We start from the raw sequence: 21,149 nt of genomic DNA, 5'->3' as shown, positions 1-21,149 counted from the left end.
TTTAAATAAGCTGAATTATACTGTCGGAAATGGGCGAAAATGCAGTGATTTCTTAATGATTTACATTATCGATGATCAGGTTACCTACAATTCAGATGACTGTACGCTGAGTCATATTCCTACTCAGGAAACGCTGAGTCTGAGTATTTCATCAGGTCGGCTGTTTGAGCAGTTGCTTAATTCTAAGGGAGAAGTACTGGCGCGTGAAACCTTGCTGACCGAGGTCTGGGATAAATATGGTCTGCGCGGATCAAACAGTAATCTGAATCAGTATCTGAGTATTGTGCGCAGAGCGCTCGCGGCTTATGGTTGTGAAAATCTGATTATCACCATTCCGAAAATCGGCATCCGACTCAATACTGACATCAAAATTGAGCGCGAATCTTCCCCGGCTTTTGTTGTGGCAGAGCTTCAGAGTGATGAAGGACCTGCGGAGAGTGTTGTTTCCAGCCAGGATAGCCCGGCGATACCTCCCGATCTCGTTATGGCGGAAAAGGTTGTCAAAAAATCTGGCCTCAACGTCAGGCAGGGCATATTTATCCTCATGCTAATGTTGCTGGGAAGCGCTTTCTGGTACTTCATTATAAGTAATCCTGCTGAAAAGAATTCTTCTATGAGTACTATCAAATTGCAAGGCGGCTGCGAGGCGGTGATCGTTCAGGGGCTGGATGTGTTTGAGCAAAAGTCACTGGATAAGCAAATTCTTGAAATTCTCAAAGAAAATAATCAATCCTGTGTGCCGGGACGACGCATCTATTTCGATAAAAATACTTCATTCTCAACGACTGATTATGGCAGGACCATTCTCTCCGCATGTAATCTTAACAGCAGTGGCCATATCGTTTCCTGCGACAACTTCTATTATCTTGACTGGAGAACGTTTTGAAACGGAACGCCACAATCATGCTGACGCTAACACTCGCTGCGCTGCTGTTGATGATTTTTGCCGGGATTAATTATTTTAAACCCCGTCCTGACGATTTTCCTTTCCGCTGTTCAGCGTTCAGCCGCTACGATCTTAGTCGCCATGATGATGAAAATATTAAGTTTGCTGTTTCCCAGGATCTTCGCTTTATTGATTCTAAACTGGGCTATCTGTTGCTGAACGGGCAGGTAAATTTTGGTGATAAAATTACAACGCTTAATCGACGCGTTGCGCTGAGCGCAGGGAATAAAATTGATAGTGACACTTATCGCTATAAAATAAGAACAGTTATTACCGCAACCAACGATACGACGCCAGATGCCGTGTTTAATATGCTGCTGGCGGAAATTACGCTCGATCCTGGTTATTTGCAGCTGGATATCACGCAGATTGATAAGAAAACTTACCTGGTCGGTGGGCCGTTATCTTACTTGTTCACCTGCGAGCGGTACTGAATCCGAAAATAAAAGAGTTAACTAGCGCTCAAAAAAAGGCCCGGAATGAGGGCGTTTCCTTCCTGGGTTGCTTACTCGTTCTGCAGCGACTCCCAGGCAAGGGGTTTCAGCATCAGGTCTGAAAGCCTTTCAGAACATCGTTGAAAAGCTGTATTTCCGGAGTGTTTAGTGGTGCAGTCTTAGACAATAAAAAGATCAACACATCATCCAGGTTGAGTATAAAATTGCCTGCTTTTGATAAAGGCGAATATTATTCGACCACAGAAAATCATAGGTAATCATGATACCCATAGTCAGCTTATCGCCTAAGGCCACGGGCTGATGGACTTCCTGTTGCCAGTCTTTCATCTGCTATTCCAGTATAGCAAGCTGGCTAAGAATATACTCTTCCGGATTATTATGGTCACCAAACCTATCGCGGAAGATGGTGATTGACGGCAGAGAAGATCGCGTATCGGCCAGCATATTCAGCGTTCGCTCGCAGTAACCTTGCGGCAAAATAATCATGCCTTCAGTGACGCGGTAAATAGTCTTATCCATGGGTAATCTCCGTGTCTTTGTGGGTTGCTGCCTGGCAAAATAACTGCTCTGCTCTGCTCTGCTCTGCTCTGCTCTGCTCTGCTCTGCTCTGCTCTGCTCTGCTCTGACTTCGCTGAGAATGCCGTTATTTAACAGGACGATTTTATCGGCGCTTCGGATAGTTTCCATACGATGTGCAATGATGATTCGGCTGATCCTCATCTGCTTAATGGCGTTGTTGATCTGCGCTTCGTTGTAGATATCAAGATGACTGGTGGCCTCATTCAGTACCCGTATTTGAGGTTCACGATACAGTGCGCGTGCCAGCAGAATACGTAGCAACTGACTATCCGATAAAAACGATCCCATATCGCCCAACAGGCTTTGATAATTCATCAGCATTTGCGCCGATAATCATGCCGACACCGCCAGAGATCATACCTGCACCTACGATGCCACACGTGCTACCGCCGCTCATGGCCCATTTCAGACCAAAAGCAATTATACTGGTAACACCACCGACAACGACAGCACCAAAAAAATCAAAAACCTTCGCCTGAAAAATTCTGTAATTCTACAGATGTAACTCTCTCATTTACATATCTCATATTATTCAATCATTCGCTATTTAATTTTTAAAATGCCGCTTCAAGCGAACGGCGCTATTAGATCCGGATACTATAAAAAATAAAATAGTAAAATACCCATAATTAATATTACGCTCTATTGGCATTAATAACCGAAGACATTTTTTATTTACAATGCATTTTCATTCATCATAATTTAGAGCGCCGGCGTGAATGCATTCACATCATAATATTTTTTCAGTCGACTATTAATGAGATGATTGATTATACGTGGTGTTAGTTTTTCCTAAATCATGAGAATAGCTCGCATTCTGCGACGAAACAGCTCCAGAGGGAGGAGTGAAGTTTGGTTAAAAATCCAGGTAATAAGAAATCAGTCGCCATATGCAATTTAACTTGAAAGTTGCAGGAATAGAATAAATGCATCATTTGGTATTTTCGTCTGTAAAAGAAATAAAACATAGAATATAAAACTATATATATGATGATTTGTTATTTAAGTGTCTGTTATGGGGACGGCGTGGTTTAATTTATGTCATCAGATGCTGTGTTTTTTTATTTCTTTAGGAGGAATTAACAATGATTCCATAATGATTGAAGATTTATCTATAATGGTATTAATTTAAACTTACACAGTCCTTTTTTGTGCTTAATATAGCGGAATTATAACATCAATGTTCATATGATTATGATTGATTCCTTTTTTAAGAAAAAAGTTATAACACTATCAGTAAGTCTCTACTTGTTAGTTTGATATACTGATTAATTGATCTTTAAGCGGTGAAATATCTGGTTGTCGTGCCAATCATTGGCGTGATGCTCTTCCTTTTTGCATGTTTATGGTGTTGAATTTTAGCGTGATGGTTTTACTATAGTGAAACCAGTAGCAACCTTTCTGTGACTCATATCTGGGGGGAGTCAAAGATCATCAATACACCAGGCGAAAAAAAGAGACTATAACAAACGGATTTTTGCTAATTATTCTACTAATCACTAACCTTGTGTTAGTTAGATTGAGTTAATTATTATGTATAGAGTGACTGAAAATCATGAACGGATCATCGATGCGCTAGCCGGGTATACCCAGGTTGCTAATCCAGATGAGATTTCGCGCGGCAAGCGTCGTTACCATCTCACTAAAGATAATGTACGCCGGGTTATGTTCATTCTTGATGGTGATTTTTTACTCAAATTAAAAAGCGAAAATAAGGTATTAAATATCTTATCGGCTCCTTTTGTTGTCGGTGTCACTCCGGCACTTGATGAACCACCTGTCTATCTGGAAAGGATTGACTATGGAAAGGTCAGTTTCATTGATTACGATGTGTTCTGGCGCCTGGTGTTTGAGAAAGATCTTTTCAATGATGCCATGTCCATTCTATCTGGCCAGTACTCTGACCTGATGAATTACATCCAGCTACCTAAAAATAACTCACATGATGAAGTGATTTCGTTGATTGGCCGCTGGGGGAAACTGCCACCGCATCTTAAAAAACGATTTTCGGCACTTTACCTGATTGAAAACAGTTCTCATCTTTCAAAAAGCTCCATTTGTAGAGTGCTGAAAGAATTAAAAGAGAAAGGTGAACTGACCCTGGTTAATGGCAAGTTTACCTGATAATTTTTTTTAAACTTTGAGATGCTTAAGGGCAAAATGGATTTTAAAGTCATTTGTACAAATGAAAACTACTTCTTTCGGCTGGGCATCTCAAAAATTATTGAGCAGGCACTGTTATGTGATACGCCAGTAGAATTTTTACCCACTAATGACGCGCAAAATTTACATCAGGCGGATTTCATACTAATCAGTGTTGCACAATGGCGCCTTTATATGTGTCAACCTGCCTACCGGGGACGGAAGCCCGGTAGCATTTTAATGGTGTTTGTTGATGAGGTTGAAGACATCATTACGGAACAACTGCCTCTCTGTTATCGTTCTTTAATTACTATCTCGCGCAGCGATTCTGTGCGTATTATTTCTGAAAAAATCGTCCATTTCTGGTTGGAAAATCAGGTAAGCGTCAAGGCATTTGTACCCTCGGATTGCTCACATTGTGATTTTGCGCGTATCACGGTTGTACAGTTGCAGGTGCTAAGCTTTTTAAAGAAAGGGTACAGTGTGGCGCAGACAGCTAAACGTCTGAACCTTTCTGTTAAAACCATCTATGCACATAAGTACAATGTGATGAAAAAGTTTTCGGTAAGTGGTGATAAAGAGTTTAACGCTTTCATTAATGATGTCACTCTGCTGGAGCTTTACAAAGGCGTTATTGAGCATGCAAAATTTTAGGTATTTATTCAGTCCATATTTTAGTGGTTTCTAAATTTAATAGCCATTTCTGATGAACGGCTTCCATGTAATGCACAGAATGTGTTTCATGTTTAAGGTGTAAAGAGGTTTTTGTGAAGAAAGATCCAAAAAAAAAAGATAAATCTTTGGCCATTACTTTTAAAATGATGACGGCAATCATGTTAGCTATGATTATTCTGCTATATGTTTATATTTACAGTAACTATGTCGTTGCTGCACCCGTACTTCATCTTCCTGATGCGTTTCAGTCAGACGTGGATAGCCGTAATCTCTCTCCGTCTGTGCCAACACTCAACTCTACGCACGGAAGTCAGCAGGAATAATCCCTACATAATCGGGAATTATCAACCGGGCTTCTTTTCAGCATCTGAAATGGCAGTATTAAAAACCACTTGTTGTATGAGCCATCGCCACCGCTGGATTTTTGTGTTTTTTAGAAGATTATTTCAGTATAAAAATACGATCTACATTGATTTCGCTGTAGCCATCATCGCGGTCGATTGCACCGGTAACCCGGACCTTTTTGCCAATCTGAACTTCCTGACGAGCATACGCCGAGCCCGAACTGATCAGGGCCAGTATCATCCATAATATTTTTTTCATTCATGTCTCCTTTAGCACTCATCTTTTACTGCGTTTATTTTTTGAAAACTACAATGATAACCAGCATTAACCTGGTGCTGGTTGAAGCGATTTCCATCTACCCTATCGGCTTCGATAAAAAGGGTATGGCTACTGATTTACGCGCTGACACCGAGATCGTTATACCAGCCATTATCTTTAAACAAGATACGCTCCTCTGATCCATTCAGAGCATAAGCAGCATCACCGTCAAACTCGCGTAAAACGCCCGTTTTAACATAAGTGTTGAGTTTGTAATTACTCTGATTAACTTCATAGCCTGCCAGTACACTGGCTCATCCCATCATCGATTTAAAACTCGAAAATGAATGTTAAGGTCATTTGACGCCCGTACCAAGGTCCCATCCTGATGATCTGCGGTAAGTAGCAACTGTGGTTCCAGAAAAAAAACCGTAAGTTCGTCAGAGAAGCTAAATTTTTTTCTGCTTCGAGTGATCCCCTCAGGTCTGATGAGACGTTATTGCCGTATGTGCGATTATTCTGCGTATGACCGACATCAAGCAGATTTCTCAGGATCTTAACGTTCGAGCCGAAGCCGCTGACGCGCAGTGCTACACCGCTGGTGACCTGAGTCGTGATTTGCAATGCTTTCGCCTGCAACGAGGACTGATTACTCACAATCCCCCTTCTGCAAAAGCACTAACTGGCGCAATCGATGTGGCAAAGCTGCCCGATCCTAAATTTGCAGAAACATTTTTTCTGCTCAACTCAAAAGCGACTGCAGCTATCCCTGAAGCGTTGAGCACTAATTTATCAGCAGTAAAGTGACTGCCCGCAGACTGGATGAAAATGCCTTTAACATAGTGCTCAGCATATTTCATGGTAACAGTACTGCCTCTACCGGCAGTGACTTCAGCGGCAGTTGCACCTGTTACCAGGATGCCATAATAACTGTCGCCAGTTGACTGATCGACGATCACTGTAGTGCCATCAGCCAGACTAACATCTTACCCCTCTGGCTTCCGGCAACAGCAGCAGAACTGACCAGAGGCAACATCCTCATACCGCCAGCCAGCATCATCGCTTTTATGCGTTTATTTCGGTCAGGATTTTTATTCATACCTGTAACGTGATGTCCGGCTATAACCTGAAAGGTGAGGATGCGGGGGGCACTGAGTTCAGCCACGCCATATTTTGTGACCAGCGGAATCATGGTGCAAAACCGCGGCCTGGTGGGTCTCTCGTACCATTTCTGATAGCGGGTTCTGACGTTCTTTCCTGAAGATTAACAGAGCATCACTGCATGATCGGGTGATGCTCTGATTATCTGTTTATCAATCCTGTCCGACAGCAATTATCAAATAGCCGGATTATCAGTGGTTAATGAGCAACAGGAAATTTAACCCTCAACAGATAATAGGCTGTAATTGACCTTACTCTCCTTTTCAATATTCAACACACCAGTCTCCAGACTTCTGAAGGCACTTCGCTGTAAGTTTCATTCATGATCAGCTCAGCTTTACGGTGATCGTACGCACCATCAAATGAAGAAATATCATCAGACGGCAGTTTTTTTCGCATATAGCTTGTCACGACTTCCAGTATATCAGTTGATGGGCAACTTCTTAACTTTTCCAGATAGTAAAATTTGTTCATAGTATTCTTACTTAATAAACATTTAAAAATGAGCCGGTGCCCGGTCTGATTTAAGCTGACTCGCCGTTATATCAATGCTGCCAGCACAGAGTGCTGACATCAGATATCCTTGTTTGGTTTCGTATCAAATGCGCTCAGGCGCTATTATTTATATGTGATGTTTACTTAACCCATTAACGAGAAGGTTTCATTGTCAGGGTTACTCGCTGATGTTTTAACTTAATGATTTAATTATACCTTTTTGCGATTTCGTACAGCTCTGCCATAATCCCATATCAGATTGAACAGATAGGCATAGATTAGAAAAAACAGTACCAGTCCGCATTCCAGCTTCAGTGCGGCGAGCAGCGTTATATCCAGCCACCATGCTGCAAAAGGCATCAATACTAACAACAAGCCCGCCTCAAATAGCACGGCATGCAGGCATCTCATGCGCCAGTCTTTCTTAAATCCTGTTCGCAGCTGAATTCTGTCAAACATCAGGTTGAACAGATAGTTCCACACCATAGCCAGAGTGGATGAGACTATGGTTAACAGTGCTGATTGTGCAGGTGCTGCTGAGGAAAACATAATCAGAATAATGAAAACCAGTACATTCGCGACGGCTTCAAAAATAATTGCGTACAACACTCTTTCTGTGGTGGTACGCACCGGGGATAAACATTGTTCCAAACCAGGCTCTCATTAATCAGTCAGGCACCTTCAGAGATGCACAGAGAATTCAGGATAAATAGATAGGCCATGACAGGCTCTGCATATTACCCTGTCGTAAAACGACTGAAATTTAGCATCGCGCTGTCAGAATGTGAAACGTCACAGAATCCTGAGAGCCATAAACGGTTGAGGTTTGATATTTATCAATATTCATACAAAGTATGCTTTTGATGGTTCGCCGCGTTAATCGGACAGTATCTTTATCGTTATTTCTGCTCTGTTTACTGTTTGCCGGTGTGCACATATATTGACTATTGCTACTTTTATGGCCTGACCGAAAATCCCCTGCTAGTTCGGAAGCGATAATAATGCCCCCGGCCAGAAGGGGAAGATTAAAGCCATTAAATACTTATATATAGTTTTATATTTTAATATTTAGAAATCATCCAGTGTTTTTATCTGTTGCTATCTGTTCTTCAACGTTTCAGACGTTAGTCAGATTATAAACAGCAGTCTCATTTTACATCGACTTAAGCCATCAAAGCGTTTTTGCCATCCGCTTTCCGGACCGTGACGGCATAGGTATGCGGCAAAAAATATCGCAAAAATCCGTTGTGGGAATCACACCAAAGGCACGATCTACAGACAGTTTTCGGCCGTATAAATGATGAAATCCACTTTACCGCTGATGTAGGTGTCAGGCTCTTCTGACTGCTCAAGATAATTCAGCATCAGATGCAGGGCAATCTGGGCATGCTGTCGGGTATTCTGATCCAGCGTCAGCGCTACGCTCTGCTGTGCCATCAACGTGCGGGTAGTGGCGTAAAGCTCATGGGTAATCCAGACACACTGATTCAGCCGACGATGTCGTGCCAGCGCCTGCCCAATCTCGGTATTCCCCAGGCCGGTATTATAAATTCCCAGCAGATCTCCACTCTGAACCAGCTGCTTCTCCAGCAACTTACTCAGGGTGTCACGATTTTCCTGAGCCGCCACAACTTCACGCAGCTGAAGATGGGGATATCGTTCAGTAATCAGGTTGCGAAATCCTTCAATGCGCTGACGATGCGCACTGTAATCCCTGTGACCGCTGACCATCAACACCTCACCGGGCTGATGCAGCATTTTACCCATCAGTTGAGCGGCGGTGCGTCCTGCCTGAAACTGGTTGATGCCTACATGACAGAGCCGGGCGGCACCGGGCAAATCGGTGACCAGCGAGATCACCGGCACACCACGCGCATGGCAATGTTCCAGCGCTTCATAGATTGCCGGATGCTCATGGGCAAAAACGATCAGTCCATCCCGTGTCTCTGCGCCCTGTCTGATAAGCTTCGCCAGTCGCTCGGGCTGTGCCTCCGGAACAAAGGTACGATGCAGCGTTAACCGGCGATAGCCCAGATGCGAGGCGACCTCTGTAAAATCCTGCGCCAGCTGTTTAAAGAAAAATGAATCGTTGCTGCTCAGCAGCAGTTCTATCTGCCACGGATGACGATGCTCCTCAGGCAGGATCCGTTTCAGGCCGATTTCCCGTGCTGCCTGCAGCACCCTGTGAACCGTCTCCGGCGCGACACCGCCACGTTCATTAAGCACCCGATCCACGGTTGCCAGTCCCACACCTGCCCGTCGGGCGACCTCTTTCAACGACATGCCGATCTCCTCTGAGGTAAACACCTCAAAACACCATGCCGTGAGTGTAAAACGCAGCGCTATTCTGCTGATGCGGCTTTCTGCCGGACTATGATGGAGTTCAAATAAATGAATAAAAAGCAACGTGTTGCCCTGCTGGGATGTGGCTTTATTGGTGAAGTTCATGCCGCGAATCTTCAGGCGCATCCTGGGGTAGAGCTGGTGTGGGTGGCGGATGTCGTACCGGCGCGCGCTGCCCACTTTGCGACCCGCTTTGGTACCCGGGCCGCATCTGTCACAGAGGCGATAAATGATGGGCAGATTGACATGGTGTTGATCGCCAGCGCGACGCCGACCCATGCCGATTTGCTGGAAGCCGCTGCCCGCGCCGGTAAAGCAATCTACTGTGAAAAACCGGTTGATTTGTCACTGGAACGTGCCTGCACGGCCGTAGCTAACGTTCTCCCTTACAACGTGCCGGTCACAGTCGGGTTTAACCGCCGTTTCGATGTCAGCCATCAGCAGCTGAAGCAACAACTCCGTCAGGGGCGGATTGGCCCGGCGGAACTGATTCAGATGGTCTGCCGCTCTTCGTCCATGCCGCCGCTGGCCTATCTTCAGGCGTCCGGGGGCCAGATGCGCGATCAGGCTATCCACTTTTTCGACCTGCTGCGCTGGCTGACCGAAGAGGATGTGACGGAGGTGGCGGCGATGGGAGCAGCGCTGGCTCTGCCATCTATCAGCGAGTCTGGGGATGTGGATACCAGCATATTGCTGTTGCGGCTGCAGGGCGGGGCGCTGGCACAGCTCGATAATACCCGCCGCACCGGCTATGGCTACGATGAACGCATCAGTGTGATGGGGCCTAACGGGATGCTGGAATCGGCCTCTCAGGCGCAGCGCGGCGTCAGCTGCTATCAGGACGCGCAGATTCAGCAGCCAGGCCTCCTGCCCGACTGGTTCAGCCGGGTGCAGCCAACATATTATGCACATCTGGATGCATTTATCCGATCGCTCAACGGTGAGCAGGTAGACGATCTGCCGGGTCTGGAGGATGGCCTGAAAGCACAGGCGATTGCGGAAGCTGCGGTGATCTCTCTGGCGGAAGGGCGCTTCTGTCAAGTGGATAAGCTGCTGTTCTGATTCAGCGTGGCAGCCTGACAAAAAAATAATTTTATTTTTATCGAATAGAAACCGGCGCTGAGCTGTTTACCGTATAGCGCCGCGATAGCGGACTGAATCCGGCAGGCTTTATCACCTGCCTCGCAGCCCCGATAAGGATAAATTATGACAACGCGTTATGGTATTACTCTGCTTGCTGTTCCAGCCCTGTTGCTGATGCTGCACTCTCCGCTGAGTATGGCGATGGGCGACAATGACAGTGAGAAAAAGACGCCTGACTGTCCCAAAGGTCAGGTCTATGACAATCACACTAAAAGTTGTGTGCCTGAGAAGACCAGCAAGCTGAGTGACGACGATAAAACCCGCTACGCCTGGCATCTGGCGAAAAAGGGCGAATATCAGGCGGCGCTGAACCTGCTGGATACGCTGAAAAACCCGGATACCCGAGAAGCCTGGAACTATCGTGGTTATGCTACCCGCAAACTGGGCCGCACAGACGAGGGTATTGGCTATTATCAGCGCGCCATTGCACTTGATCCCCGTTACGCTAAAGTGCGTGAATATCTGGGCGAAGCCTGGATGATCAAAGGGCGTCCGGATCTGGCGCGCGAACAGTTAAAAACCATTGCCGGGATTTGTGGCACAGACTGCGAGGAGTACCGCGATCTGCAGGCCGCGATCAACGGCCACCCCGAGGTCTGATGCGGCAGGGAGGAGCGAAAAATCACTCACAGTGACATCCGTCAGCACCTTGCGGAACATCTGACGCGGCTCTGGCGTTACGGCTATGTGCTGTCACACAACCGTGACATGGCAGAAGAGCTGGTGCAGTCAACCTGCGTACGCGCGCTGGAACGCAGCGCGCAGTTCACGTCGGGCACACGTATTGATCGATGGCTTTTTTCGATCCTTCATTCCATCTGGGCCAGTGATTTACGGGCGCGAAAGGTCCGGCAGGGGCAGGGATTCGTTGATCCCGATGTGTTGCTGGCCGCAGATAACCACGCCACCAGCGACGAAAACCGCCATTTCCAGCGCATTATGCAGCAGGTTAACGCCTTACCCGAGGCCCAGCGTAATGCGCTGTTTTTGGTGTATGTCGAAGGTCTGACTTATCAGGAGGCGGCAGAGACGCTCTCCGTTCCGATTGGCACTATTATGAGCCGTCTGGCCGCCGCACGTGCCACGCTGGCCAGACAGCCGCTGACCTCGCCTGTACCGCAGGAGAAACGAAGATGAACAGGGAAACTTTTACGCCACCGTGGCGTGATGAGGCAATCGTTGCCTGGCTTGATGGTGAAATGACTCCGCAGGAAGCCGTGCAGTTTGAGCAGGCGATGGCAGGGGAGCCCGAACTGGCGGCACGGGTTGAGCTTTTCCAGCACAGTAATCTCGATTTTGAACAGGCTTTTGCGCCGCTGCTGGAACAGGCTCCGCAGGCCAGAATGGCACATCAACTGGCAGCCATCACGGCACCAGAGTCGATGCCGGTTAAAGGTTACAGTCGTCGGACACTGATTGCGGCATCAGTCAGCTTTCTGCTGGTGGGCAGCAGCATCGGTTTTCTGGCAAGACCATCAGAAGATGAGAAGGATGAAAGCCAGAATATCCGCGATCTGGAAGCACGTTACATGTCGCTTTACAGCGCTGAAACGCTGGCCGATATGCCTGATGACGTCGCCATGCTGCAGAGGGGCCTGGACCGAACCCGACTCGATTTAGGATTGCAGTTGCACCCGCAACAACTGCGTTTGCCTGGAGCTGAACTGAAAATGGTGCGTATCCTGCGCTACGAACGGACGTCTATAGCGCAGATTGCCTGGCTGCACGCTGACTATGGCCCGATGGCGCTCTGTATCTCGCCTGCGCCGCACGATACGAATTCGATTGCCCGCGAACAGCGCCATGGCATGAAGCTGGCCTGGTGGACGCGCGACGGCTATCAGTATGTACTGATCGGCCGCAACCCATTGGCCCAGCTGGCTGCAACAGCGGAAACATTACAGACCGCGCTCAGTTAAACCGACACGACCTTACGCGGTTACAGTTACAGCGGCTATCTGGCCTGTGCGCCAATCGCCAGCGCAATGTTAACGTGATCATCAACCACCCCGACCAGCCGATCCATGCCGAAGGCGGAGCGGGAGATCGCTGTGGAGGCATGCAGCGCCAGCGAGCGTGATGCTGGATCAATCGTCTTACCGCTGTCCAGCGAGGCCAGCATCACCACTGTCCGGCTGACATTTTTAACCGTCAGCACGCCAAAAATCCGGTAATTACCGTCACCCAGTGAGGCAACGCGGGTGCTTACAAAGTGAATCTGCGGGTAGCGCTCCGCATCAAAAAACAGGTCACTTTTCAGCTGCCAGGTTAACAGGCTGTTCGAGGCTACCAGCGTTCCCACCGGAATATTCACTTCAATACGATCGTCACGATCTTCATCAGGATTGAGCGTCACCGTGCCGGTCACACCCTGCAGTCTTGCCTGGGAAAAGTCGTGACCAAAAGCGCGCCATGAGAGACCAATCGATGTTTTATCAGGGGTTATGGCATACGTTACCGGCGCGGCATAAAGAACCGGGCTGATCAGGGCGAACAGAATGCATAAACAGGCGACACGTATCATCATTATTTTCTCTTTCTTAGGCAGACCAAACGTTAACGCCTGAAGCCGCGATCTTATTCACTTTTTTTAGCACTGTTTTTACCCTGCATGCACAGATAATCTGACAGATATTAACTCACTGTCACCAGAGATTCACGAAACTGTCATGATTACTGAGAGGGCGGAACATTAATAACTAACAATATTAAGAATACATTAAGACAATATTTTTACTCTGTGATTTTCCTGAAATCAGCGGGGCGCTATATTGGCGAATATGAAACCAGTGTTAGAAGAGTCAAGAGATGACATAGAAATCAGCGTGTTAAATTTTATATCAGGAAGTAACCTCTCTGTGATGTACTCATTTCAGGCCTGATGGCAGTAAGAATTTGCGCTTTTTAAACAAAATATCAATAAATCAAAAAGAGTTGAGGTCAGAATGATTATTAGAAAAATAATAGTGAACTTTTTCGCAAACCTTTAACTCAGTGATCCTTAATTTTATTGCAATTCACGCTATTCATTTAATGTTCAGTTAAGTTTCATACGGTAGTTTGTATTAGCAGTCCGGTAACCTTAATTCCAGAACTGGAAAACGTGGTCTCGATAACGCCATAGCCGGATGTTGATAAATCGCTATTCCAATTCTTTTTCCGGCGTTGTCCCTGATTAACATCGCGCGACAGCTTATGGGTTTGATCTGCAGGAGTTTTAGCATGGATTTTTTGCCATTTTCCCGCCCTTCATTCGGTGATGAAGAGCTGGCTGCTGTTAAAGCGGTATTTGACTCTGGGTGGATAACAACCGGCGCAAAATGCGCCGAACTGGAGCAGGCCTTTGTTCAGCTGACCGGCAACCAGCATGCCATTGCGGTGAGTTCTGCTACTGCGGGAATGCATGTCACGCTGATGGCGATGGGAATCGGGCCTGGCGATGAGGTGATCACGCCGTCCATGACCTGGGTCTCTACCCTGAACCTGATCACGCTGCTGGGCGCCACGCCGGTGATGATTGATGTCGATCCTGACAACCTGATGGTGACGTCAGAACGGATAGCTCAGGCCATTACGCCCCGCACCCGCGCCATTATTCCGGTGCATTACGCCGGTGCTCCCGCCGATCTCGACCCAATTTATGAGCTTGCTAAGCAGCATGGCATTGCCATCATCGAAGATGCGGCTCACGCGGTGGGCACGACTTATCATGAAAAGCCGGTCGGGCATCGCGGCACAGCGATTTTCTCTTTCCACGCCATCAAGAATATCACCTGCGCCGAAGGGGGCCTGGTAGTAACCGATGATGCCGCTCTAGCCGATCGTATTCGCAGCCTGAAGTTTCATGGCCTGGCGGTTGATGCGTTTGATCGCCAGACCCAGGGGCGACTGCCGCAGGCAGAAGTGATGATGCCGGGCTTTAAATATAATCTGCCCGATATCAGCGCAGCCATTGCGCTGGTGCAGTTACAGAAACTACCGGGCTTTATTGCCCGCCGCCGTGAGATTGCTGAACGCTATCTTGACGCACTGCGCACGCTGCCATTTAAACCGCTGTCTCTGCCTGCCTGGCCACATCAGCATGCGTGGCATCTATTTATTATCCGCATTGATGAACAGCGCTGTGGTCTGTCGCGCGATGCCTTCATGCAGGCACTTAAGACGCGGGATATTGGCAGCGGTCTGCATTTCCGTGCAGCACACACACACAGATATTACCGCAAGCACTATCCCGATTTACGTCTGCCCGCCAGTGAACTTAACAGTCAGCAGATGTGTTCGATTCCACTGTTTCCGTCAATGACGGATCAGGATGTCGAGCGCGTGATTCAGGCTTTACATGACATTGCGGGAGCCTGAGATGCGCGATATCAAACCGATCAATATGCTCTCCGTGGTCATCCCGGTCTATAACGAGGAGGAAAGCCTGCCGGAGCTGCTTCACCGCACCAGCGCTGCCTGTGACTCCATTCAGATTGAGTATGAAATTCTACTGGTGGATGACGGCAGCAGTGACCGTTCAGCCGAACTGATTGAGCAGGCCTCTGTCGTTCCTGGCAGCCGGATAAAGGGCGTGCTGCTCAACCGCAACTACGGTCAGCACTCCGCCATCATGGCTGGATTTAGCCAGGTTCGTGGCGATCTGATTGTTACGCTGGATGCCGATCTGCAGAACCCGCCGGAAGAGATTCCGCGGCTGGTAGACGCCGCGCGTCAGGGTTATGACGTAGTGGGCACCGTCCGACAGCAGCGCCAGGACACCTGGTTTCGCCGTAAGGCCTCGCGCACGCTCAACCACCTGATACAGCGGGTCACCGGCAAAGCGATGGGAGATTACGGCTGCATGCTGCGCGCCTATCGTCGCCACATTATCGAGGCGATGCTCAACTGCCATGAACGTAGCACCTTCATTCCGATTCTGGCCAACACCTTTGCCCGACACACCATTGAGTTGCCGGTGATCCACGCCGAGCGGGCCTTTGGTGATTCGAAATACAGCTTTATGCGCCTGATCAACCTGATGTACGACCTGGTGACCTGCCTGACCACTACGCCGCTGCGATTGCTCAGCGTGGTTGGCAGCCTGATTGCGATCTCCGGCTTCGCCTTCTCGCTGGTGCTGCTCGTACTGCGACTTTTCTTTGGTGCAGCCTGGGCGGGTGACGGCGTCTTCGTGTTGTTCGCCGTGCTGTTCATGTTTATCGGTGCCCAGTTTGTGGGTATGGGGCTGCTCGGGGAGTACATCGGGCGCATTTATAACGACGTTCGGGCGCGTCCGCGCTATTTCGTTCAACGCATTGTTCAGGCTCCAGAAGAGCCTTCAGTACAGGATACTCAATCATGAAGACCGTTGTTTTCGCCTATCACGACATGGGCTGTGTCGGCATCAATGCCCTGCTGAGTGCAGGCTATGAGATCACCGCCATTTTTACTCACAACGATGTGGCGACCGAAAATGCCTTTTTCGGTTCAGTAGCCCGTCTGGCGGCCGAGCACGGTATTCCGGTCTATGCACCGGACGAGGCGAATCACCCGATCTGGCTTGACCGCATCCGCACCATGGCGCCAGAGATGATCTTCTCCTTTTACTATCGCAATCTGCTGAGCGATGAGATCCTGCAATGCGCTGAAAAGGGTGCCTTTAACCTGCACGGCTCGCTGCTGCCAAAATATCGTGGTCGCGCACCGCTGAACTGGGCGCTGGTCAACGGCGAGCGTGAAACGGGCGTGACGCTGCATCGCATGGTGAAGCGCGCTGATGCCGGTAATATTCTGGCGCAGCAAACGGTGGCGATTGAGGATCAGGACAACGCGCTGATGCTGCATCGCAAACTGACCCAGGCCGCAGAGCAGTTGCTGAACGATGTGTTACCTCGCCTGCGTAAGGGTGATGTCAGTGAGTGGCCGCAGGATGAGAGTCAGGCAACCCGTGTGGGCCGTCGTACAGCCGAAGATGGCCGCATTGACTGGAATCAACCTGCTGAGACGATTCACAATCTGGTCAGAGCGGTTACCGATCCGTGGCCGGGCGCTTTCGCCTTTGCCGGTTCGGTTAAATTTATCGTCTGGAAGAGCCGGGTACATCCGGAGCAGCATCAGGCGAAGCCGGGTACTGTACTTTCTAAGCAGCCGTTCCTGATCGCCTGTGGCGAGGGTGCGCTGGAAATCCAGACCGGACAGTCTGAGCATGGCGTTTACATGAACGGCAGCCAGCTGGCGCAGAGTCTGGGCATGGTGCCTGGCGCACTGCTCTATTCAAAACCGCAGTCGGCGCTGCAGCGTCGTACCCGCGTGCTGATCCTCGGCGTTAACGGCTTTATCGGTAACCATCTCACCGAGCGTTTGTTACAGGATGAACATTTTGAAGTGTATGGCCTGGATATCAGTTCAGACGCTATCAGCCGCTTCCTGGATCATCCGCGCTTCCATTTCGTCGAAGGGGATATCGCTATCCACTCCGAATGGATTGAGTATCACATCAAAAAATGTGACGTCATTCTGCCGCTGGTGGCTATTGCTACGCCGATTGAGTACACCCGCAATCCGCTGCGCGTGTTTGAACTCGATTTCGAAGAGAATCTGAAAATCATCCGCGACTGTGTGAAGTATCAGAAGCGCATCATTTTCCCATCCACTTCAGAAGTCTACGGCATGTGTACCGATGACAGCTTCGATGAGGATACCTCTAATCTGGTTGTCGGGCCGATTAACAAACAGCGCTGGATCTACTCCGTATCCAAGCAGCTGCTGGACCGCGTGATCTGGGCGTATGGCGAAAAAGAAGGGCTGCGCTTTACCCTGTTCCGTCCGTTCAACTGGATGGGACCGCGTCTGGATAACCTCAATGCGGCCCGCATCGGCAGTTCTCGTGCGATCACTCAGCTTATCCTCAACCTGGTGGAAGGTTCACCGATTAAGCTGATCGACGGCGGCAAACAGAAACGCTGCTTTACCGACATCAGCGATGGTGTTGAAGCACTGTTCCGCATCATCGAAAACAAACAGCAGAATTGTGATGGTCAGATCATCAATATCGGTAATCCGGATAATGAAGCCAGTATCAAAGAGCTGGCCGAGCAACTGCTGGAAAGCTTCGAGCGTCATCCGCTACGCAGCCAGTTCCCGCCGTTTGCCGGTTTCCGCGAAGTCGAAAGCAGCAGCTATTACGGAAAAGGCTATCAGGATGTAGAGCACCGCAAACCGGCTATCCGCAATGCACGTCGCTTACTCGGCTGGACGCCGACCGTGACGATGGATGTCACTATCGACAACACGCTCGACTTCTTCCTGCGCACCATTGAGCAACAGGCTGATAAGTGATGAAGAAGATCGGTCTGCGGATTGACGTAGATACCTGGCGCGGCACGAAGCAGGGCGTGCCTGCGCTGCTTAAGCTGTTCCAGCGTCATGCGGTGCGGGCCAGCTTTTTCTTCAGTGTGGGACCGGACAACATGGGCCGCCATCTCTGGCGGCTGGTGAAACCGGCGTTTCTGATGAAGATGCTGCGTTCCCGCGCCGCATCGCTCTATGGCTGGGACATCCTGCTCGCCGGAACGGCCTGGCCGGGAAAGCAGATGGGACGTGGCCTGCGCAACATTATGCAGGACGCTACCCGCCAGCATGAAGTCGGCCTGCACGCCTGGGATCATTTTGCCTGGCAGACCTGGGCCGGCGTCTGGCCGCAGGATAAGCTGGTGGAGCAGATAGCGCGTGGCACCGAAACGCTGAGTGAGATCCTCGGTCATCCTGTCAGCTGTTCTGCCGTGGCAGGCTGGCGCGCTGATGGCCGGGTGATCGCCGCCAAACAGGACTTTGGCTTTCACTACAACAGTGACTGTCGCGGCACCGGGCCATTCCTGCCCATGCTACCGGATGGGCAGATCGGTACCGTACAGATTCCGGTGACACTACCCACATGGGATGAAGTGGTTGGCCGTGAGGTCAGCGCAGAAGGCTATAACGACTACATTCTGGCGAAGATGCTCTCTTCTGGCGATGGGGCGGTGTACACCATACATGCCGAAGTCGAAGGGATTATCGGCTACCCGGACTTTGATCAGCTGCTGGCTGCTGCGGCCCGTAACGGCATTCAGTTCTGCCCGTTAAGCGAGCTGCTGCCTGAAGATCTGAGCACCTTACCGGTGGGCAGGATAGTCAGAGGCGAAATCCCTGGACGTGAAGGGTGGCTGGGCTGCCAGAAACTGACTGAAGAGGCGAACTAGTGCGGATACATAACAACACGAAGTGGCTACTTTTTTTCAGCTTTTTTGTTCTCTATTACCTCATCCCGCCGATGTTCCGCGAGCTCTGGCAACCGGATGAGACCCGTTATGCGGAGATCAGTCGGGAGATGCTGGCAACCGGTAACTGGATCACGCCACACTTCTTCGGCCTGCGCTATTTTGAAAAACCGATTGCTGGCTACTGGGTCAACTCGCTGGGTCAGTGGCTGTTCGGTCATAACAACTTTGGCGTGCGGGCAGGGTCAGTCTTTTCAACGGCGGTAACAGCCGCGCTAATCTACTGGCTCGGCAGGCGGATGTTTGGTTCGGCGCGCACTGCGGCTGTCGGCACTCTGATTTTCCTCAGTTCGCTGCTGGTCTATGGCGTCGGCACCTATGCGGTGCTCGATCCGATGCTGATGCTCTGGCTGGCGGCCGGGATGTGCAGCTTCTGGCTGGCGACGGAGGCCAGCGGACGTGCCGGGCGCTCAGGCGGCTATCTGCTGCTGGGCCTCGCCTGCGGTATGGGATTCATGACCAAAGGGTTTCTGGCGCTGGCGGTGCCGGTGCTGGCGATTCTGCCGTGGGTGATCTGGCGCAAGAGAGTTCGGGAGCTACTCTGCTTCGGACCGCTGGCGGTTCTCTCTGCCGCGGTGATCAGCGCACCCTGGGCGCTGGCGATCTATCATCAGGCCCCCGATTTCTGGCACTACTTCTTCTGGGTGGAGCATATCCAGCGCTTTGCTGAAGACAATGCGCAACACAAAGCCCCTTTCTGGTATTACCTGCCGGTTCTGGTGCTGGGAACGCTGCCGTGGCTTGCGCTGTTACCGGGCGCTTTGATGACCGGCTGGCGCGAGCGTCAGCAACATCCGGGTGCGTTCTATCTGCTGAGCTGGACAGTGATGCCGGTGCTATTTTTCAGCCTGGCAAAAGGCAAGCTTCCGACCTATATCCTGCCCTGTTTTGTGCCGCTGTCGTTGTTGATGGCGCACTATGGGCTGAACGCCGCGCAGCGGGCAGGACGCGCATTAACAGTCAATGGCTGGCTTAACCTGATTTTTGGCATCCTTACCCTGGCAACGGTCGTGCTGGTGCTCGCGCCCTGGAGCGTGACGCATCATCCGCTGTTCGCCACACATGAGATGCTGAAACTGGCGCTGGGGGCACTGGCATTCCTCATCTGGGGGCTGGTGGGCGCATACAGTTGCCGATCTTCCCAACGCCGCTGGCTGGCGGCCGCGCTTTGCCCGCTGGGCGTCGCACTGTTTATTGGCACGGCGATCCCGGATAAAATCCGTGACGCCAAACAGCCGCAGCACTTTGTCTCGACGATCAGCAAGCGTCTGTCCTCAAGCCATTTTATCCTCGCGGACAATCCTGGTGTAGCCTCTGCCGCAGCCTGGCATCTGCAGCGCAGCGACATCGGTTTCTATGACACCAAAGGCGAGCTGGAATATGGGCTGGGCTACCCGGATGCGCAATCCCGCTTTGTCTCTCAGGCGGACTTCGGCGGCTGGCTTGCCGACCATCGCCGTACGGGAAGCGTGTCACTGCTGTTGCTGGTTGATTCCCCACACAGTGATATCGGCGAGGATGTTCCGGTGCCGGACGCCGTCTATCGGCAGGGCAGGCTGGTCTGCCTCTATTACAGTCAGATGAAGTAAATGCTGCTGCTGATTATATTGGTGAGTTTGCTTAGCTGCAGCGCGCAACTGTGCCAGAAACAGGCAACTCATGCGGCATCGCGTCGGGTTCGCCTGAGCTGGATTGGCGTGAGCGTGCTGCTGTTAGGGATAGCAATGCTCCTCTGGCTGCTGGTGCTGCAGCGGGTGCCTGTCAGCCAGGCCTATCCGATGCTGAGCCTGAACTTCATCTTCGTTGCGCTTGCCGGACGCATCCTCTGGCGTGAACGGCTGACGTTGCGCCAGATCGCCGGCACGCTGTTGGTGGTGACGGGTGTGGCGCTGATGGCGAGCCAGCTATGAAAGGCTACGGATGGGTCGCATGCAGCGTGCTGCTGGTTTCCGCGGCACAGTTAATGATGCGCTGGGCGATGCCGCGCCTGCCCGATGTCAGTAGCCTGACGTCGCTGCCCGCCGTGGCCATACTGCCCGCCTTGCTGCTGCTGGCCGGGTTGGGGGCGTACGGTGTCTCGATGCTCTGCTGGATTCGGGCGCTGCACCATTTTCCGCTGAACCGGGTCTATCCGCTGCTCAGCCTGAGTTACGTGCTGGTCTGGCTGGTGGCCGTTTGCGTTCCAGTGTTTCATGAAGCCTTCAGCTGGCATAGCCTGGCGGGCGTGGTGATTATCGTAATCGGTCTGCTGTGCATCGTGGTTAAGCCCTGATATTAGGACTTTCCCATCAAAATCGCGCTTTATAA

General features: G+C 50.3%; 26 protein-coding genes. 16 read left to right on the top strand and 10 right to left on the bottom strand.

What is annotated here, in order from left to right; genetic code table 11:
- The first annotated feature begins 55 nt into the window (after positions 1 to 55).
- A complete protein-coding gene (locus AC2LB6_RS12450; RefSeq protein WP_490093747.1) occupies positions 56 to 886 on the top strand; it encodes a winged helix-turn-helix domain-containing protein in 831 nt (276 codons plus the stop codon).
- On the top strand, positions 883 to 1,380 hold the full coding sequence (locus AC2LB6_RS12445) for a FidL-like protein (protein ID WP_490093746.1): 498 nt from the start codon (positions 883 to 885) through the stop codon (positions 1,378 to 1,380). Before AC2LB6_RS12450 ends, AC2LB6_RS12445 begins: the two co-directional genes overlap by 4 nt.
- Positions 1,381 to 1,575: 195 nt before the next feature.
- Here AC2LB6_RS12445 and AC2LB6_RS12440 read toward each other — a convergent pair whose 3' ends face one another.
- Both AC2LB6_RS12440 and AC2LB6_RS12435 read right to left on the bottom strand, forming a co-directional pair.
- A complete protein-coding gene (locus tag AC2LB6_RS12440) occupies positions 1,576 to 1,728 on the bottom strand; it encodes a hypothetical protein (protein ID WP_490093745.1) in 153 nt (50 codons plus the stop codon).
- Positions 1,729 to 1,731: 3 nt separating this feature from the next.
- Complete coding sequence (locus AC2LB6_RS12435; RefSeq protein ID WP_490093744.1) at positions 1,732 to 2,295, bottom strand: hypothetical protein; 564 nt, start codon at positions 2,293 to 2,295, stop codon at positions 1,732 to 1,734.
- 1,218 nt (positions 2,296 to 3,513) lie between these two features.
- On the opposite strand from AC2LB6_RS12435, the gene AC2LB6_RS12430 reads away from it, so the two are divergent.
- The 3 genes from AC2LB6_RS12430 (at position 3,514) to AC2LB6_RS12420 (ending at position 5,120) form a co-directional block, all read left to right on the top strand.
- Positions 3,514 to 4,104 (top strand): helix-turn-helix domain-containing protein, encoded by a 591-nt coding sequence (locus AC2LB6_RS12430; RefSeq protein WP_163790030.1) that lies wholly within the window; start codon positions 3,514 to 3,516, stop codon positions 4,102 to 4,104.
- A 36-nt stretch (positions 4,105 to 4,140) separates the two neighbouring features.
- Entirely contained in the window at positions 4,141 to 4,776 is a 636-nt protein-coding gene (locus AC2LB6_RS12425; protein WP_490093743.1) for a helix-turn-helix transcriptional regulator, read from the top strand.
- Positions 4,777 to 4,889: 113 nt separating this feature from the next.
- Positions 4,890 to 5,120, top strand: coding sequence for a hypothetical protein (locus tag AC2LB6_RS12420; protein WP_490093742.1), 231 nt, complete (start codon positions 4,890 to 4,892; stop codon positions 5,118 to 5,120).
- 118 nt (positions 5,121 to 5,238) lie between these two features.
- Here the strand turns inward: AC2LB6_RS12420 and AC2LB6_RS12415 are convergent, their stop codons facing one another.
- The 7 genes from AC2LB6_RS12415 to AC2LB6_RS12385 form a co-directional block, all read right to left on the bottom strand.
- The gene (locus AC2LB6_RS12415; RefSeq protein WP_490093741.1) at positions 5,239 to 5,400 is read right to left on the bottom strand and encodes a hypothetical protein; all 162 of its coding nucleotides are present in this window, start codon (positions 5,398 to 5,400) and stop codon (positions 5,239 to 5,241) included.
- A gap of 330 nt (positions 5,401 to 5,730) precedes the next feature.
- Complete coding sequence (locus AC2LB6_RS12410; RefSeq protein ID WP_490093740.1) at positions 5,731 to 6,057, bottom strand: hypothetical protein; 327 nt, start codon at positions 6,055 to 6,057, stop codon at positions 5,731 to 5,733.
- Positions 6,054 to 6,359, bottom strand: a complete 306-nt coding sequence (locus AC2LB6_RS12405) for a hypothetical protein (protein WP_490093739.1) — start codon at positions 6,357 to 6,359, stop codon at positions 6,054 to 6,056. The genes AC2LB6_RS12410 and AC2LB6_RS12405 overlap by 4 nt, the downstream gene beginning before the upstream one ends.
- Entirely contained in the window at positions 6,356 to 6,592 is a 237-nt protein-coding gene (locus tag AC2LB6_RS12400; RefSeq protein WP_490093738.1) for a hypothetical protein, read from the bottom strand. The genes AC2LB6_RS12405 and AC2LB6_RS12400 overlap by 4 nt, the downstream gene beginning before the upstream one ends.
- Before the next feature lie 239 nt (positions 6,593 to 6,831).
- The gene (locus AC2LB6_RS12395) at positions 6,832 to 7,035 is read right to left on the bottom strand and encodes an Hha/YmoA family nucleoid-associated regulatory protein (RefSeq protein ID WP_490093737.1); all 204 of its coding nucleotides are present in this window, start codon (positions 7,033 to 7,035) and stop codon (positions 6,832 to 6,834) included.
- Positions 7,036 to 7,266: 231 nt separating this feature from the next.
- Positions 7,267 to 7,686, bottom strand: a complete 420-nt coding sequence (locus AC2LB6_RS12390) for a PACE efflux transporter (RefSeq protein ID WP_490093736.1) — start codon at positions 7,684 to 7,686, stop codon at positions 7,267 to 7,269.
- A 642-nt stretch (positions 7,687 to 8,328) separates the two neighbouring features.
- Positions 8,329 to 9,339 carry a LacI family DNA-binding transcriptional regulator gene (locus tag AC2LB6_RS12385; RefSeq protein ID WP_490093735.1) on the bottom strand — a complete coding sequence of 337 codons (1,011 nt, stop codon included), beginning with the start codon at positions 9,337 to 9,339 and terminating at the stop codon, positions 8,329 to 8,331.
- Between the two features lie 108 nt (positions 9,340 to 9,447).
- Between AC2LB6_RS12385 and AC2LB6_RS12380 the strand changes: the two genes are divergently transcribed.
- From AC2LB6_RS12380 to AC2LB6_RS12365, 4 genes are all read left to right on the top strand, one after another.
- Positions 9,448 to 10,461 carry a Gfo/Idh/MocA family protein gene (locus AC2LB6_RS12380; protein WP_490093734.1) on the top strand — a complete coding sequence of 338 codons (1,014 nt, stop codon included), beginning with the start codon at positions 9,448 to 9,450 and terminating at the stop codon, positions 10,459 to 10,461.
- A 144-nt stretch (positions 10,462 to 10,605) separates the two neighbouring features.
- A complete protein-coding gene (locus tag AC2LB6_RS12375; protein WP_490093733.1) occupies positions 10,606 to 11,142 on the top strand; it encodes a tetratricopeptide repeat protein in 537 nt (178 codons plus the stop codon).
- Between the two features lie 87 nt (positions 11,143 to 11,229).
- Positions 11,230 to 11,679, top strand: a complete 450-nt coding sequence (locus AC2LB6_RS12370) for a sigma-70 family RNA polymerase sigma factor (RefSeq protein WP_490093732.1) — start codon at positions 11,230 to 11,232, stop codon at positions 11,677 to 11,679.
- On the top strand, positions 11,676 to 12,461 hold the full coding sequence (locus AC2LB6_RS12365; RefSeq protein ID WP_490093731.1) for an anti-sigma factor family protein: 786 nt from the start codon (positions 11,676 to 11,678) through the stop codon (positions 12,459 to 12,461). The genes AC2LB6_RS12370 and AC2LB6_RS12365 overlap by 4 nt, the downstream gene beginning before the upstream one ends.
- Before the next feature lie 35 nt (positions 12,462 to 12,496).
- On the opposite strand, the gene AC2LB6_RS12360 is transcribed toward AC2LB6_RS12365, so the two are convergent.
- Positions 12,497 to 13,066: a YceI family protein gene (locus tag AC2LB6_RS12360; RefSeq protein WP_490093819.1), complete on the bottom strand. Its 570-nt coding sequence runs from the start codon at positions 13,064 to 13,066 to the stop codon at positions 12,497 to 12,499.
- Between the two features lie 698 nt (positions 13,067 to 13,764).
- Here AC2LB6_RS12360 and arnB point away from each other — a divergent pair.
- From arnB to arnF, 7 genes are read left to right on the top strand one after another with little or no spacing between them, the layout of a single operon-like run.
- Entirely contained in the window at positions 13,765 to 14,901 is a 1,137-nt protein-coding gene (gene arnB, locus AC2LB6_RS12355) for a UDP-4-amino-4-deoxy-L-arabinose aminotransferase (RefSeq protein ID WP_490093730.1), read from the top strand.
- 1 nt (position 14,902) lies between these two features.
- Positions 14,903 to 15,886, top strand: coding sequence for an undecaprenyl-phosphate 4-deoxy-4-formamido-L-arabinose transferase (gene arnC / locus AC2LB6_RS12350; protein ID WP_490093729.1), 984 nt, complete (start codon positions 14,903 to 14,905; stop codon positions 15,884 to 15,886).
- On the top strand, positions 15,883 to 17,862 hold the full coding sequence (arnA, locus tag AC2LB6_RS12345; protein WP_490093728.1) for a bifunctional UDP-4-amino-4-deoxy-L-arabinose formyltransferase/UDP-glucuronic acid oxidase ArnA: 1,980 nt from the start codon (positions 15,883 to 15,885) through the stop codon (positions 17,860 to 17,862). The genes arnC and arnA overlap by 4 nt, the downstream gene beginning before the upstream one ends.
- Positions 17,862 to 18,764, top strand: a complete 903-nt coding sequence (gene arnD, locus AC2LB6_RS12340) for a 4-deoxy-4-formamido-L-arabinose-phosphoundecaprenol deformylase (protein ID WP_490093727.1) — start codon at positions 17,862 to 17,864, stop codon at positions 18,762 to 18,764. Before arnA ends, arnD begins: the two co-directional genes overlap by 1 nt.
- The gene (gene arnT / locus AC2LB6_RS12335) at positions 18,764 to 20,431 is read left to right on the top strand and encodes a lipid IV(A) 4-amino-4-deoxy-L-arabinosyltransferase (RefSeq protein WP_490093726.1); all 1,668 of its coding nucleotides are present in this window, start codon (positions 18,764 to 18,766) and stop codon (positions 20,429 to 20,431) included. Before arnD ends, arnT begins: the two co-directional genes overlap by 1 nt.
- Positions 20,432 to 20,752 carry a 4-amino-4-deoxy-L-arabinose-phosphoundecaprenol flippase subunit ArnE gene (gene arnE / locus AC2LB6_RS12330; RefSeq protein WP_419139405.1) on the top strand — a complete coding sequence of 107 codons (321 nt, stop codon included), beginning with the start codon at positions 20,432 to 20,434 and terminating at the stop codon, positions 20,750 to 20,752.
- A complete protein-coding gene (gene arnF, locus AC2LB6_RS12325; RefSeq protein ID WP_090967045.1) occupies positions 20,749 to 21,114 on the top strand; it encodes a 4-amino-4-deoxy-L-arabinose-phosphoundecaprenol flippase subunit ArnF in 366 nt (121 codons plus the stop codon). Before arnE ends, arnF begins: the two co-directional genes overlap by 4 nt.
- Positions 21,115 to 21,149 lie beyond the last annotated feature (35 nt).

The organism is Pantoea sp. RCC30.1 (assembly GCF_058148845.1).
Note: the sequence above shows the minus strand (reverse complement) of the source record. Positions and strands in the feature narration are given on the sequence as shown.